At 70.4% G+C, this 14,776-nt stretch carries 13 protein-coding genes; 6 read left to right on the forward strand and 7 right to left on the reverse strand.

Translation table 11 applies throughout. The annotated features are described in order from the left end of the window. Positions 1–190 precede the first annotated feature (190 nt). Both recO and HHX41_RS01305 read left to right on the forward strand, forming a co-directional pair. Positions 191–967, forward strand: coding sequence for a DNA repair protein RecO (gene recO / locus HHX41_RS01300; RefSeq protein ID WP_169979071.1), 777 nt, complete (start codon positions 191–193; stop codon positions 965–967). 30 nt (positions 968–997) lie between these two features. Next, positions 998–1,783 carry an isoprenyl transferase gene (locus HHX41_RS01305; protein ID WP_182904482.1) on the forward strand — a complete coding sequence of 262 codons (786 nt, stop codon included), beginning with the start codon at positions 998–1,000 and terminating at the stop codon, positions 1,781–1,783. 1 nt (position 1,784) lies between these two features. On the opposite strand, the gene HHX41_RS01310 is transcribed toward HHX41_RS01305, so the two are convergent. From HHX41_RS01310 to HHX41_RS01320, 3 genes are all read right to left on the reverse strand, one after another. After that, on the reverse strand, positions 1,785–2,333 hold the full coding sequence (locus HHX41_RS01310; protein ID WP_310741704.1) for a CGNR zinc finger domain-containing protein: 549 nt from the start codon (positions 2,331–2,333) through the stop codon (positions 1,785–1,787). 62 nt (positions 2,334–2,395) lie between these two features. Next, positions 2,396–2,809, reverse strand: a complete 414-nt coding sequence (locus tag HHX41_RS01315) for a Fur family transcriptional regulator (protein WP_169979068.1) — start codon at positions 2,807–2,809, stop codon at positions 2,396–2,398. A 55-nt stretch (positions 2,810–2,864) separates the two neighbouring features. Next, complete coding sequence (locus tag HHX41_RS01320) at positions 2,865–3,287, reverse strand: DUF6703 family protein (protein ID WP_310741705.1); 423 nt, start codon at positions 3,285–3,287, stop codon at positions 2,865–2,867. Between the two features lie 120 nt (positions 3,288–3,407). Between HHX41_RS01320 and HHX41_RS01325 the strand changes: the two genes are divergently transcribed. Together HHX41_RS01325 and HHX41_RS01330 are read left to right on the forward strand one after the other, a co-directional pair. After that, positions 3,408–3,725, forward strand: a complete 318-nt coding sequence (locus HHX41_RS01325) for an antibiotic biosynthesis monooxygenase (RefSeq protein ID WP_182904483.1) — start codon at positions 3,408–3,410, stop codon at positions 3,723–3,725. A 160-nt stretch (positions 3,726–3,885) separates the two neighbouring features. After that, complete coding sequence (locus tag HHX41_RS01330; protein ID WP_169979064.1) at positions 3,886–5,271, forward strand: glycine--tRNA ligase; 1,386 nt, start codon at positions 3,886–3,888, stop codon at positions 5,269–5,271. A gap of 201 nt (positions 5,272–5,472) precedes the next feature. On the opposite strand, the gene HHX41_RS01335 is transcribed toward HHX41_RS01330, so the two are convergent. The 3 genes from HHX41_RS01335 to HHX41_RS01345 all read right to left on the reverse strand — a co-directional run bounded on the left by HHX41_RS01335 (position 5,473) and on the right by HHX41_RS01345 (position 8,823). Further along, positions 5,473–5,811: a hypothetical protein gene (locus HHX41_RS01335; RefSeq protein ID WP_182904484.1), complete on the reverse strand. Its 339-nt coding sequence runs from the start codon at positions 5,809–5,811 to the stop codon at positions 5,473–5,475. A 51-nt stretch (positions 5,812–5,862) separates the two neighbouring features. Beyond that, positions 5,863–6,846 (reverse strand): hypothetical protein, encoded by a 984-nt coding sequence (locus HHX41_RS01340; RefSeq protein ID WP_182904485.1) that lies wholly within the window; start codon positions 6,844–6,846, stop codon positions 5,863–5,865. 519 nt (positions 6,847–7,365) lie between these two features. Next, positions 7,366–8,823 carry an alpha/beta hydrolase gene (locus tag HHX41_RS01345; RefSeq protein WP_182904486.1) on the reverse strand — a complete coding sequence of 486 codons (1,458 nt, stop codon included), beginning with the start codon at positions 8,821–8,823 and terminating at the stop codon, positions 7,366–7,368. Between the two features lie 408 nt (positions 8,824–9,231). On the opposite strand from HHX41_RS01345, the gene ppdK reads away from it, so the two are divergent. Continuing rightward, positions 9,232–11,868, forward strand: coding sequence for a pyruvate, phosphate dikinase (gene ppdK, locus HHX41_RS01350; RefSeq protein WP_182904487.1), 2,637 nt, complete (start codon positions 9,232–9,234; stop codon positions 11,866–11,868). Positions 11,869–12,018: 150 nt separating this feature from the next. Beyond that, positions 12,019–13,932 (forward strand): M14 family zinc carboxypeptidase, encoded by a 1,914-nt coding sequence (locus tag HHX41_RS01355; RefSeq protein WP_310741706.1) that lies wholly within the window; start codon positions 12,019–12,021, stop codon positions 13,930–13,932. Here the strand turns inward: HHX41_RS01355 and HHX41_RS01360 are convergent. Continuing rightward, positions 13,929–14,720, reverse strand: a complete 792-nt coding sequence (locus tag HHX41_RS01360; RefSeq protein WP_310741707.1) for a hypothetical protein — start codon at positions 14,718–14,720, stop codon at positions 13,929–13,931. The genes HHX41_RS01355 and HHX41_RS01360 overlap by 4 nt on opposite strands. Positions 14,721–14,776: the final 56 nt, after the last annotated feature.

Genomic DNA, 14,776 nt, shown 5'->3' on the forward strand with positions numbered 1-14,776 from the left:
CTTAGTGACCTTTCGGTTGAGCCGATGCATCCCAGGTTTACCGTACGGCCCACGGATGTACAGGTTGTGGAGGGTTCGTCCCCGAGCATCGTCGCCGGATCATTACCGAATTTTCACCATTCGTGCGCCCCGGAGGGCCGGATGTCCGTGCAGCGGGGCGGACGCCCGCGCGCGCCCATACGATGGCGGGGTGAGTCTCTACCGGGACGAGGGCGTCGTGCTGCGCACCCAGAAGCTGGGTGAGGCCGACCGCATCATCACCATCCTCACCCGGCGCACCGGCAAGGTCCGCGGCGTGGCCAAGGGCGTGCGCAGGACCATGTCGCGCTTCGGCGCGCGGCTGGAGCCGTTCTCCCACGTCGACCTGCAACTCCACAGCGGCAGGTCGCTCGACGTGATCACCCAGGTGGAGACCCTGCACCCGTACGGCGAGGCGATCGTGGCCGACTACACCCGGTACACCGCGGGGACCGCGATGCTGGAGACGGCCGACCGGCTGACGGTGGGGGAGAAGGAGCCGGCGCTGCGCCAGTTCCTGCTGCTGGTCGGCGGTCTGCGCACGCTCGCCGAGGGCGGCCACGAGGCCCGGCTGGTGCTCGACGCGTTCTTCCTGCGCTCGCTGGCCGTGGCGGGTTACGCCCCCGCGCTGTCGGAGTGCGCGCGGTGCGGCGCGGAGGCCGTGCGCGCCTTCGCGATCGTCGCCGGCGGCGTGGTGTGCGGCGCCTGCCGCCCGGCCGGCGCCGCGGTGCCCGCCGCGGAGACGATCGCGCTGATGATCGCCCTGCTGCGCGGCGACTGGGCCACCGCCGACGCCTCCGAGCCCCGGCACCGCACCGAGTGCAGCGGCCTGGTCGCCGCGTACCTGCAGTGGCACCTGGAGCACGGCATCCGCTCGCTGCGGCACGTCGAACGCGAGTGGCCGGGCCAGGCGGAACCTGCACCGGATCCACACGTCTTCCGCGTCTGAGGACGGGTCCGGACGCAATACCCTCGGAACATGGTCCGTCCTCCTACTCCGCACCCGTCCGGGGCCACCGCGCCCGCCATCCCGCGCGCCCTGCTGCCGCGACATGTGGCGATCGTCATGGACGGCAACGGCCGCTGGGCCAAGGCGCGCGGGCTGCCCAGGACCGAGGGACACAAGATGGGCGAGGCGTCGCTGTTCGACGTCATCGAGGGCGCCATCGAGCTCGGCGTCCCCTACCTGTCGGCGTACGCCTTCTCCACCGAGAACTGGAAGCGCTCGCCCGACGAGGTGCGCTTCCTCATGGGGTTCAACCGCGACGTGATCCGCAGGCGGCGCGACCAGCTGCACGCGATGGGCGTGCGGGTCCGCTGGGCCGGGCGTCCCGGGCGGCTGTGGAAGAGCGTGATCAAGGAGCTCGAGGACGCCGAGCGGATGACGGTCGGCAACAGCACGCTGACCCTGCAGTTCTGCGTGAACTACGGCGGCCGCGCGGAGATCGTGGACGCGGCGGTGAAGCTCGCCCGCGACATCGCCGCCGGCCGGGTCAAGGCCGACAAGGTCTCGGAGAAGACCTTCGCCCGCTACCTGGACGAGCCGGAGATCCCCGACGTGGACCTGTTCCTGCGCTCGTCCGGCGAGCAGCGCACCTCCAACTTCCTGCTCTGGCAGTCCGCGTACGCCGAGATGGTCTTCCTCAACCAGCTGTGGCCCGACTTCGACCGCCGGGACCTGTGGCAGGCGTGCGAGATCTACGCCAAGCGCGACCGCAGGTACGGCGGCGCGGTGCCCAACGCCGTCCCCGGCGAGGCGTCCTGACTCAGGAGGCGTCGCGGCGACGGGCGCGGTACGCCGCGACGTGCATGCGGTTCCCGCAGGTGCGGCTGTCGCAGTAGACCCGGGAGCGGTTCCGCGACTCGTCCACGAAGACGTGCGCGCAGTCGGGGGCGGCGCACGTGCGCAGGCGGTCCCGCTCGTTCTCCACGAGCACGTGGGCGAGCGCGACGCCGCAGTCGGCGGCCAGGTGCTCGGCGACCGACGCGTCCGGCGCGAAGTAGTGGACGTGGAGGGAATGACCGTCGTGCTCGGTGAGGCTCGGCGTGATGCTGGTGCGCCGCAGCAGCGTGTTGAGCAGGCCGACCGCCGTCGGCTGGTCCGGCGCGGTGAACACGGCGTGGAACTCCTCGCGCAGGTCCCGGACCTCGGCGAGGTCGCGCCGGGTCAGCGCCCCGACTCCGCTGACCTCCCGCCTGCGGACGAACTCCTCCAGGTCGCCGACCTCGGCCAGCCCGTCGCGTTCGCCGGTGCCGGTGTTGATGAGGTCCACCACCGTCGCCAGCGAATACACCATGTCATGGCTGAACGGCACGCCATCTCCCTCATGTCGCGGCGCAGGCAGCGTACCTCCCGGCGGGCCCGCGCGGGGCGGGGTCAGCCCTTTCGGGCCGCTTCTCCCGACGACTCCCCACAGGACTCCGCACACGAGGAGCAGGTGCCGAAGACCTCGACGGTGTGCGTGACGTCGATGAAACCGTGCTCGGCCCCGACGACCTCGGCCCAGCGTTCCACGTCCGGCCCGGCGACCTCGATCGTACGACCGCACGCCCGGCACACCAGGTGGTGGTGATGCGTGTCGGTCTGGCAGGCCCGGTAGACCGACTCGCCCTCGTCGGTGCGCAGCACGTCGACCCGGCCGGCGTCGGAGAGCGACTGGAGCGCCCGGTACACGGTCGTCAGGCCGATCTTCGAGCCGACCGCGCGCATCTCGGCGAACACGTCCTGCGCGCTGCGGAACCCCCGGCTCTGCCGGAGGATCTCGTGGACGGCGTCACGGCTCTTCGTCATCAGGACTCCTGTGTACGGCTTCGCCCTACGACCTATCAGGTTAGGCCGGTTCGCGTCAGATCAGTCCGAAACGGGTGGCGGCGAGGAGAATCAGGAACGTCCCGACCGCCACCCGCAGCAACCGGCCCACCGGGCGCAGCGACGGCCACGACAGGTAGGCCAGCCAGGCGATGAACGCGAGCACCGGCAGCACGGCCACGCCGCCCCGCCAGTCGGGCACCACCAGTCCGGCGATCAGCAGCGCCACCATCACCAGCGGGGCCAGCCATCGGGGCTGCTGGAACAGGAAGACCAACGGCGCGGCGCTCCTGCGCTCGACCGCCGCGCGCAGCCCGATCGCGCCGGGCGTGAAGAACTGCTCGCCCTGCGGCAGCGGCCGGCGCGGCCGGGGGGACGCCGCGTTCGCCCGGGCGGGGGGCTTCCTCGCCAGAGGATGCGCCGGCACCTGACGGCGCGGCGGTTCGGTTTCGCTTCCCACGCGTTCGAGCCTAGTGCCGATCCCTGCGGGCAGTGCCCCGTCGTGTCGTCCGCTGTGCCCTTTCCGCCCGCGTCGCCCCCTCCCGGCGGGGCGTACGGGAGGGGTGGCATGCTGGGCGGCATGCTCGCCGTGATCCGTTACTCGGTGCCGGGCGCCCGCGCCGACGAGTTCGCCGCCCAGGCGCGCGCCATCCTCGACCTGCTGGCCGCGCAGCCGGGATACCTGCGCGGGCAGATCGGCAGGTCGGTGGACGAGCCGGCTCTGTGGGCCGTGGTCACCGAGTGGGAGGGCGCGGGCTACTACCGGCGCGCCCTGTCGGCGGCACGAATGGTCATGTATCCGCTGATGACCCTTATGATCAACGAGCCCGGGGCCTTCGAAGGCGTCTACGCGCTCCCGGGCGAGGGGGCGAACGCGGGCACCCCGGGCAAGGCTTGAGCGCGGGGGCGCCGGATTCCCCTAAGCTTGTGCCCAGATCCGGGCAGGTGGCCGGACGTCCCGCCGCCGGCAGGCGGCCAGCAGGCCCGCCCGCCTCAGCGATCAGCGCACCGCTGACCCCGATCTCAACGCCGACACCCAGCCGGATGGAGTTCCACTGATGGCACGTCGCACCGACGTCTTGGAAACGATCGTCAGCCTCGCCAAACGCCGCGGGCTCGTCTTCCCGTCGAGCGAGATCTACGGAGGCCTGCGGGCGTCCTGGGATTACGGCCCCCTCGGTGTCGAGCTCAAGAACAACGTGAAGCGCGAGTGGTGGAAGGCCATGGTGCAGGGCCGCGACGACGTCGTCGGCCTCGACTCCTGCGTCATCCTCGCCCGCGAGGTCTGGCAGGCCAGCGGCCACGTCGACACCTTCAGCGACCCGCTCACCGAGTGCCAGTCGTGCCACAAGCGCTACCGCGCCGACCACCTGATCGAGGCCTACGAGGCCAAGCACGGCGGCGAGCCGGCGGGCGGCCTGGCCGACATCACCTGCCCCAACTGCGGCAACAAGGGCGCCTTCACCCAGCCGAAGCAGTTCAGCGGCCTGCTGAAGACCTTCCTCGGCCCGGTGGAGGACGAGTCCGGCCTCGCGTACCTGCGGCCGGAGACCGCCCAGGGCATCTTCATCAACTACCTGAACGTCCAGCAGTCGGCCCGCAGGAAGATCCCGTTCGGCATCGGCCAGATCGGCAAGTCGTTCCGCAACGAGATCACCCCGGGCAACTTCATCTTCCGCACCCGCGAGTTCGAGCAGATGGAGATGGAGTTCTTCGTCAAGCCGGGCACCGACGAGGAGTGGCACCAGTACTGGATCGACGAGCGCCTGCGCTGGTACGTCGACCTCGGCATCAACAAGGACAACCTCCGGCTCTACGAGCACCCGAAGGAGAAGCTGTCCCACTACTCGAAGCGGACCGTGGACATCGAGTACCGCTTCAACTTCGCCGGCGGCGAGTGGGGTGAGCTGGAGGGCATCGCCAACCGCACCGACTTCGACCTCACCGCGCACGGCAAGGCGTCCGGCACCGACCTGTCGTTCTTCGAGCAGGAGTCGGGCGAGCGCTACGTGCCGTACGTCATCGAGCCGGCGGCCGGTGTGGACCGCGCGACGCTGACCTTCCTCGTCGACGCCTACACCGTCGACCAGGCGCCCAATGCCAAGGGCGTGATGGAGGAGCGGACCGTGATGCGCCTCGACCACCGCCTGGCCCCGGTCAAGGTCGCGGTGCTGCCGCTGTCGCGCAACGCCGACCTGTCGCCGAAGGCCCGCGACCTCGCGGCGCGGCTGCGCCGCCGGTGGAACGTGGACTTCGACGACGCGGGCGCCATCGGCCGCCGCTACCGCCGCCAGGACGAGATCGGCACGCCGTTCGCGATCACGGTCGACTTCGACACCCTGGAGGACCAGGCCGTGACGATCCGCGAGCGGGACTCCATGGCCCAGCAGCGGGTCGCGCTCGACCAGGTCGAGTCGTACCTGCGCCAGCACCTCAACGACTAGGTCACCGCGACAAGGCGCCTGTCCGGAAATTTCCGGACAGGCGCCTTCCGGGTTCAGGAAGGCGCTCGGCCAGAAGAAGCCGAACGTCTGCCCACAGCACGGTCCTCGGCAGGATCGTGCTGTGGGCAGGCGTGGTCGATCAGCGGTGACGTGGGTGCTGCCGGCCCGGTACAGGGCGGCCGGTCAGCTCCGGTCGATGTATCAGTTACCGCAGTAGCTGCCGAGCGCGTTGCGCGCGCACGCGCGGACCGCGTAGTGCCGCTGCTGATCGGTGTTCCAGTTCATGACGAGGTTGCTGCTGCTGGAGTTGTAGAACGGTCCGCACTGCTTCCAGCCGCCGTTCGCCTGCACCTGCTCCGTGGTGGGGAACATGGGCAGGCTGCTGGGCATCCCCTGCAGGCTACGGTCGACCCAGACGGTGTACCCCGAATCGCTCGGCGAGATCTGGGCGTAGCTGTAGTTGAAGGCACCGCCGTTCATCAGCTTGACGAAGCGTGCGTTTCCCAGGTAGATGTCGGCGCCGCCGACCTCCGTGGTCACCGGTCCGGTACCGGGCCCGGCGCGATGAGAATGACGTGGCCATCGGGGGAATCAGTTGGGATCGACCCAGAAGGCGTCGCGGTCCAGCAGCCGATCGCGGGTGACGAGTGCTCCGAACTTCCCTCCCGCGCCCGAGTTGTCCGTGTCGAGGACCATGTCCGTGCTGTAGGCGCCGCCGCTCGTCCAGGCGCCCTCCCAGGTGCGCGCCACGGGGTATTCGTCGCATGTCAGCCCAGGTGGACGGGGCAGCGAGTCGGGGCAGGCCGTGTCCCGGTTCCTCCTGACCTTGGCCGGGTCGGCAAGCCGGTGATGGGGGGTGGTGTCGGGGGCTCCCGGAAGCCCACTGGCCTGCGCACGCTTGATGTGCGCCCTGACCGTCGGGTAGGCGGACAGCCCGTCGAGCGTGGGGATGAAACTCGGGATGACGCAGCCGGCGCCGCCGAGAATCCTGTCGCAGCGGATGTCCGGCGAAGGGTACGGACCCTTTTCCGGCGGAAAGACATTGATCATCTCCGTGTCCCCGCCCGGATGCGTCAGCTGCAGCTCGTACGTGGTGTTGACGGTGCGTATCCCGTCGAAGGGCACGTTCACGAGATGCGGGACGGACGGGGTCAGGTAGCGGGTGGAGTTCTCGGGCAGTGCGATCGGAGGGCCGAAGTCGCCGGCCGTACAGCCGTAGGAACAACTGACCGCCAGGCGGAAGCTGAGCGCGTCGTCCGGGACCAGTTCTCCCTCGGAGTAGAAGCGGACGATCGCGAAGACGTCGGTGAGTTCCAGGCTGTCGTTGAACATGCCGATGAAATGCAGGTAGTTGATCATGGTGCGGCCGAGCAGGGCCCTCGTGGTGGTGTCGTAGACGCTGACGGACGCATAGTTGATCAGGCAGGCGGCGAATCGCCTGGTCTTCCACGCGCTCTTCGACTGATCGTCCGGGGGGTCGATGCACCAGGAGGGCAGCGGGGTGGCGGGTCGTCGGCGGCGCTCGTCGAACTCAGGACCGATCTGCCCGGCGGTTGTGTCACCGGCGCGACGCACAGCACCTTCCTCTTGCCTTGACGGGCGAGTGAAGGGAGGCGATCACGGATGTGATCGCAGCCGTTCTCCGTGATCGCCCTGGTGGCGGCGTGCGCGACAGCGTCCCGTGCGGAGGCCGTCATCAGCGCACAAAACAATAGAAGCGGCACTGTCAGAAGCGTGATTTTTCGCATGCGAAGAGTGCTCACGGCGTCCCGTAAGGCAGGAGGGGGGTGGAGGGGAGCGAGGGTTCCGTGAGGAGGTGAATCCGATCCGGGAATAAGGGCAGGCGACAAAGCATCCGAGACGTGGGTATAGGCCATGTATACGCACTGGTAGAGCCACTAGGACGCGGTCATCCGGGCTCTGGTCGCAGTGGGGCGGGAGTACGGGCACGCGCTCGCCCACTGCCAGCAGGCTTCGACCTGGCTTCGGGAGGCCGGGGATCGCGACGGGAATCAGCCACCTGAGACAGCCTGGGCCACGTCCACCATCGGCTCGGAGGGACTACGACCAAGCCGAGACCTGCTGCCGGCGCGCTCAGTCGCAGCGCGTTCCCTTGGCCGGAACCTTCCCCTCCAGCAGGAACGCGTCGACCTTGTCGTCGATGCACCTGCTCTGGCCGTACGCGCCGTGGCCCTCGCCGTTCAGCGTCAGCAGCACGCCGGTGCGCAGCTGTTCGGCCAGCCGCGGCGCCCACTGGTACGGCGTGGCCGGGTCGTTCGTCACGCCGACGACGAGGATGGGGCCGGACCCGGTGGCGTCGACGTGCCTGGCGGCGTCGTCCCCGGGCACCGGCCATAGGCTGCACGACCCCGCGCTGATGGCGGTCGACGCGAAGATCGGGGTCTTCTTCTCCAGCCGCCGGGCCAGCTCCTCGGCCTGGGCGACCGAGGGCCGGTCGGTGCTGTCGACGCACAGCACCGACGGCAGCGAGAACTGCAGGGTGGAGTAAGTGCCGTCCGGCTGCCGCCCGGCGTACTGGTCGGCCAGCGCGAGCAGGCCGTCGAGCCTGCCCTTCCGGCCCTCGTCCAGGGCCTCGGTCAGCAGCGGCCAGGTGAGCTTGCTGTAGAGCGCCTGGGTGATGCCCGCCCGGGCCACGTCCTCGGTGACCGTGCGCGAGCCCACCTTCCCCGGCGTGCGGGACAGGGTGTCGAGGAGCTTCAGCACGGTGGCGTTCGCGGCGGCGGGGTCGGCGCCCAGCGGGCAGCTCGTCCGCGTCTTGGCGCAGTCGGCCAGATAGTCCTCGTACGCCTTCTGGAAGCCGAGGGCCTGTGTCTTGGCCATCTCGAGCATGCCGATCGAGGGGTCGACGGCGGAGTCGAGCACCATCCGCCCCACCTTCTTCGGGAACTGCGTGGCGTACACCGCGCCGAGGTGGGTGCCGTAGGAGAAGCCGAAGTAGTTGAGGCGCGGGTCGCCGAGGGCCGCCCGCAGCGTCTCCATGTCGCGTGCCGCGTTGACGGTGCCGACGTAGGGCAGGATCCAGCCCGCGTTGCGCTCGCACCCCTGCGCGAATCCGGTGACGAGCTTGGTCTCGGTCGAGGCGTTCTCGCTGGGCTCCCTGCTCACGTACTGGTCCATCTGCGGGCCGCTGAGACAGCGGATGCCGCTGCTGCGTTCCACGCCGCGCGGATCGAAGCTGACGAGGTCGTAGCGGCTGTTCAACGTGGAGAACGCGTGGGCCGCGTTCATGAGCGTCGTGACGCCCGAGCCGCCGGGACCCCCGAAATTGAAAACCAGGGAGCCGATCCGCCGGCCCTGGTCGGTGGCCCGCAGCCGGACCAGGGCGATACCGATCTTCTTGCCCTCGGGCTTGGCGTAGTCGAGCGGCACCTGGAGCGTGGCGCACTCGAAGCCGGAGGAGGAGGCGGTCTCCTCGCACGCCTTCCACGGCAGGGAGGGCGTGGCCGAGGCGTACTCCTCGGGCGTGACCCTCGCGCCCCCGCAGCCGGCGGTCGCCGCCATCGCACAGAGCCCGGCCACGGTCACCGCCATGACCCGCCAGATCCTTCGCGCCGACACCCCTCGCGACACTGAAACCCCTCGTCTTCGACTGCGTTCGGAGGGTGCCTCGTTTATATCGCAGACCGTCGCGCCCGTATGGCCGACGCACCGGAACTCACCGGAACTCACCGGAACGCCGCCTTACCGGACATTGGTCTAAACCATTTCCCCTCCGGTGGGGCGGGGCCTCCGCGGCGCACATGACGATGAATTGGTTTATACCAGTGTGCGCCCTCCGGAAAAATGGCCGATCTTTGATTGGATTAGACCTCTGCTAGCCCTTCTACCTGCTTAGACGTCATATGTGGTGGAGGGTGATGTTTGGTGCTGCTTTTCCTAGGTACAGTCCGGTTGCGGGCCGCGTCCGCGGTTTCTTTGAAGTCGGCGAAGGAGCGTCACATGCCCAAGTATGTTTACGACTTCACCGAGGGCAACAAGGACCTCAAAGACCTCCTCGGTGGTAAGGGCGCCAATCTGGCGGAAATGACCAACATCGGCCTCCCCGTGCCTCCCGGCTTCACGATCACCACCGAGGCGTGCCGCCACTACCTCCGGCACGGCGGCGTGCCCGACGGGCTGGAGGGGGAGATCGGCGAGCACCTCGCCGCGCTGGAGGCGCGCATGGGCAAGCGCCTCGGCCAGGCCGACGACCCGCTGCTGGTCAGCGTGAGGTCGGGGGCCAAGTTCTCGATGCCCGGCATGATGGAGACGGTCCTCAACATCGGCCTCAACGACGACTCGGTCCTCGGGCTGGCCAAGCAGTCGGGCAACGACCGCTTCGCGTGGGACTCCTACCGCCGGCTCATTCAGATGTTCGGCAAGACCGTCCTGGGCATCGACGACGAGCTGTTCGAGGACGCGATGGACGACCTCAAGGGCGAGCGGGAGGACACCGACCTCGACGCCGCCGACCTCCAGCGGCTGGTCGAGACCTTCAAGGGCATCGTCCGCGAGCGTACGGGCCGCGACTTCCCCGCCGACCCCCGTGAGCAGATGGACCTCGCCGTCGGGGCGGTCTTCGACTCCTGGAACGCCCCGCGCGCGATCCTCTACCGCCGCCAGGAGCGCATCCCCGCCGATCTCGGCACGGCCGTCAACGTCGTCGCCATGGTGTTCGGCAACATGGGCCCGGACTCCGGCACGGGGGTCGCCTTCACCCGTGACCCCGGCTCGGGACGCCAGGGCGTCTACGGCGACTACCTGCGCAACGCCCAGGGCGAGGACGTCGTCGCCGGCATCCGCAACACCGTCCCCCTACAGGAGCTGGAGACCGTCAACCCCGCGGCCTACCGCGAGCTCCTCGACATCATGGCGACGCTGGAGCGGCACTACCGCGACCTGTGCGACATCGAGTTCACGATCGAGCGCGGCAAGCTGTGGATGCTGCAGACCCGCGTCGGCAAGCGCACGGCCGAGGCCGCCTTCTGCATCGCCACCCAGCTCGTGGACGAGGGCCTCATCGACATGGACGAGGCGGTCATCCGGGTCACGGGCGACCAGCTCGCCCAGCTCATGTTCCCCCGCTTCGCCGCGACGGCGGGCAACCGCAGGCTGACCACCGGCATGAACGCCTCGCCCGGCGCCGCCGCGGGCAAGGCCGTCTTCAGCTCCGAGCGGGCCGTCGAGCTGGCCGGGCGGGGCGAGGCGGTCATCCTCGTGCGGCGGGAGACCAACCCCGACGACCTCGCCGGGATGATCGCGGCCCAGGGTGTGCTCACCTCAAGGGGCGGCAAGACCTCCCACGCCGCCGTGGTGGCCCGCGGCATGGGCAAGACCTGCGTGTGCGGGGCCGAGGAGCTGGACGTCGACACGCACGCCCGCCGCTTCACCGCGCCCGGCGGGATCGTCGTGAACGAGGGCGACGTGATCTCGATCGACGGCGGCACCGGCGCCGTCTACCTCGGCGAGGTCCCCGTCACCGCCTCGCCGGTCGCCGAGTACTTCGAGGGCGAGCCGGCCGGGGACGAGCTGGTCCGGGCCGTCGACCGGATCATGACCCACGCGGACTCCGTCCGCCGGCTCGCCGTACGGGCCAACGCCGACACCCCCGAGGACGCCGCCCGCGCCCGCCGCTACGGCGCCCAGGGCATCGGGCTGTGCCGTACGGAGCACATGTTCCTGGGGGAGCGGCGGCGGCTCGTGGAGGACCTGATCCTGGCCGCGACGCCCAAGGAGCGGCAGGTCGCGCTGGACGCGCTGGAACCGCTGCAGACCGGCGACTTCATCGGCATCCTCACGGCCATGCGCGGGCTGCCGGTGACGATCCGGCTGATCGACCCGCCGCTGCACGAGTTCCTGCCCGACCTCACCGACCTGGCCGTGAAGGTGGCCCTCAGGGGGGACGAGGCGGACGACCGGGACCGCAGGCTTCTCGAGGCGGTCAAGCGGTTGCACGAGCAGAACCCGATGCTGGGCCTGCGCGGTGTACGGCTCGGCCTGACGATCCCCGGCCTGTTCGCGATGCAGGTGCGGGCCATCGCCGCCGCGGCCCGGCAGGTCGAGGGCGCCCGGGCGGAGATCATGATCCCACTGGTCGGCGCGGTGCAGGAGCTGGAGATCGTACGGGAGGAGGCGGAGCGGATCCTCGCCGAGGCGGGCGTGGAGGCGGCGATCGGCACGATGATCGAGGTGCCGAGGGCGGCGCTGACGGCCGGCCAGATCGCCGAGGCCGCCGAGTTCTTCTCGTTCGGCACCAACGACCTCACCCAGATGACCTGGGGCTTCTCCCGCGACGACGTGGAGAGCGGGTTCTTCGCCAGATACCTCGACCTGGGCGTCTTCGGAGTCTCACCGTTCGAGTCGATCGACCGCGAGGGCGTCGGTCGCCTGATGCGGCTCGCGGCCGAGGAGGGCAGGCGGAGCCGGCCGGGCCTCAAGATCGGCATCTGCGGCGAGCACGGCGGCGACCCCGACTCGGTCCGCTTCTGCCACGAGATCGGCCTCGACTACGTCTCCTGCTCGCCATTCCGTATCCCGGTGGCGCGGCTCGAGGCGGGCCGCGCCGCGCTGACCTGCGCGGAGTCCGACACGCGATGAGTTGAAATTCCACAGAACATCCGGACTTGTTGTGGAATGACAAGGTCGGAGTGGGGGTGGTTCACCGGGTCGCGCGACACGGCCCGGTGACCGTTGAAGCCGCCCGCCTGAGTGATCACTCTACGTACCTACCGCAAGGAAGGACGTGGAGTGAGAAGACGTCGCCGTCCGCCGGCGCTCGCGATCGCCGCGGCGCTGCTGTGCACCCTCCCCACGCTGCTCGCAGCCGCCCCCGTGTCGTCGGCCGTCCCGCCCGCGGCCACGCTGACGGGCCCGCCGGCCGCCGCCGGGGAGGCCCCCGCGGGGCGGGCGGACCAGGAGCCGTCGACGTCGAGGCAGTACCAGGTGGACGGCCCGGCCACCGTCGCGCAGCGCAGCGCGGTGGCCCGCACGGGGGCCGCGATCGACGAGGTGCACGGCCGGAGCCTGGTCGTCACCGCGACGCTCCAGGAGGCCGACGCCATCCGGCGGCTCGGGTTCAGGCTCACCGAGCTGGAACCCCCGGCTGAGCCCGGCGGCCCGCAGACCTTCGACTTCCCCTCGGGGGACTCCGGCTACCACAACTACGCCGAGCTCAGCACGCTGGTGGACCAGGTCGTCGCCGCCCATCCCACGATCGCCCGCAGGTTCAGCTACGGCCGCTCCTACGAGGGCCGCGACCTGATGGGCATCAAGATCAGCGACAACGTGGCCGCCGACGAGAACGAGCCGGAGGTGCTGTTCACCGCCCACCAGCACGCGCGCGAGCATCTGACCGTCGAGATGGCGATCTACCTGCTGCGCCTGTTCACCGACGGCTACGGCGGCGACGCCCAGATCACCGACCTGGTGAACACGCGGGAGATCTGGATCCTGCCCGACCTCAACCCCGACGGCGGCGAGTACGACGTCGCCACCGGTTCCTACCGGTCCTGGCGCAAGAACCGCCAGCCCAACGCCGGCACCTCCAGCGTCGGCACCGACCTCAACCGCAACTGGGGCTACAGGTGGGGCTGCTGCGGCGGCTCCTCGGGCACCCCGTCGAGCGAGACCTACCGCGGAGCGGCCGCCGAGTCGGCCCCGGAGGTCAAGGCGGCGGCCGACTTCGTACGCGGCCGGGTGGTCGGCGGCGTCCAGCAGATCAAGGCCGCCATCGACTGGCACACCTACAGCGAACTCGTCCTGTGGCCGTACGGGTACACGACGGCCGACACCGGCCCGGGCATGACGCAGGACGACAGGGACGCGCACGCCGCCCTCGGCCGCAGCATGGCGGCCACCAACGGGTACACCGCCGAGCAGGCGAGCGACCTCTACATCACCGACGGCTCGATCGACGACTGGATGTGGGGCACCTACAAGATCTTCACGTACACGTTCGAGATGTATCCCAAGGGGAGCAACCCCGGCTTCTACCCGCCCGACGAGACGATCGACCGGGAGACCTCGCGCAACCGGGCGGCCGCGCTGCTGCTCGTCCAGAACGCCGACTGCGTCTACCGGGTCATCGGCAAGGAGTCCGCGTACTGCGGCACGGGCACGCCGCCCGCCGTCGTCTACTCCGACACCTTCGAGACCGCGACCGGCTGGACGGCGAACGCGGCGGGCACCGACACGGCCACCTCGGGCGCGTGGGAGCGCGCCGACCCCGCCGCGACCTCCTCCAGCGGGGCCAAGCAGCTCGGCACCACGGTCAGCGGGAGCTACGACCTGGTCACGGGCGCCGCCGCCGGGACGAGCGCGGGGGACGGCGACGTCGACGGGGGAGTGACCACGATCACGTCGCCGCCGATCACGCTGCCGGCCTCGGGGACGCTCACGCTGTCGCTGTCCTGGTACCTCGCCCACGGGTCCAACTCCTCCGCGGCCGACTACTTCCGGGTGAAGGTGATCGGCGGCACGACGAGCACGGTCTTCGAGCAGCTCGGCGCGGCCACCGACAGGGACGGCGCGTGGAGCGTCGCCACCGCGTCGCTGACCGGGTTCGCCGGTCAGACCGTGCGCATCCAGTTCGAGGCGGCCGACCTGGCGACCGCCAGCCTCGTGGAGGCCGGCGTCGACGACGTCCGGATCACCAAGAACTAGACCCACTCCCAGCGGATGCCGCGTACGCCGGGCCGGGCGCCGGTGTCCACCAGGTGGGCGGTTCCGAACGCGTCGACGCGCAGCTCGCCGGCGTCGCGGGGCGGCGCCGACGCGTCCGGCGACCAGGTGTGGAAACACCGCACAGGCAGCCGCCCGCCCGTGAACCGCACCTGCACCAGATGCTGCTCGACCGGGTCCCGCAGGCGCCGGTCGTACCGGTCGGCCGAGGCGATGGCGGTGACGTACTCCACGACGTGGGTCTCGCCGGGGGCGAGCGGGTGCGGGAAGATCAGCTCGGTCAGGAGCCCCGTGCCGTCGACGCCGCCGCGGCCGGGCCGGCACCACTCGGTGCGCAGCAGCCGGGTGCCCGGCGGATGGGCGACCACGTACCGGTCCACGCCCGGCGCGGCGGCCCGCAGCACGACGCGGGCGTTCACCCGGTGCCGCCGGCCGGTGCTCACCACCACCTGCTCGTGGTGGCTGAGCACGGTGAGCGTCTCCGGCCGCCGTCCTCGCGGGCGGGGCGGCCCGAGCAGGCCGATCAGGGCGTATTCGGGCAGGGACAAGATGACCTCGAGCTCCCGGACCGCCGCCAGGGAGGCGGCGCGTTCGGGCCGGGACCGGCCGCGCTGCCAATAGCTGAGGCTGGACAGGCTGACCTCGAATCCCCGCTCGCGCAGCCGTGAGTGCAGGCGGTCGAGGCTCAGGCCCCGCGCGCGGATGGCGGCCCGCAGGGCGCGCTCGAAGGGCCCGGACCGGAGGACCTCCGCGAGCTCGTCGTCCACCACCAGGGCTCCTCCCCGGAAGCGCCAGGGCGGGAAAAGCCGAGTATCACTCGCGACCG

The sequence above is a fragment of the Microbispora sp. H13382 genome (assembly GCF_014161445.1).
GTDB lineage: Bacteria > Actinomycetota > Actinomycetes > Streptosporangiales > Streptosporangiaceae > Microbispora.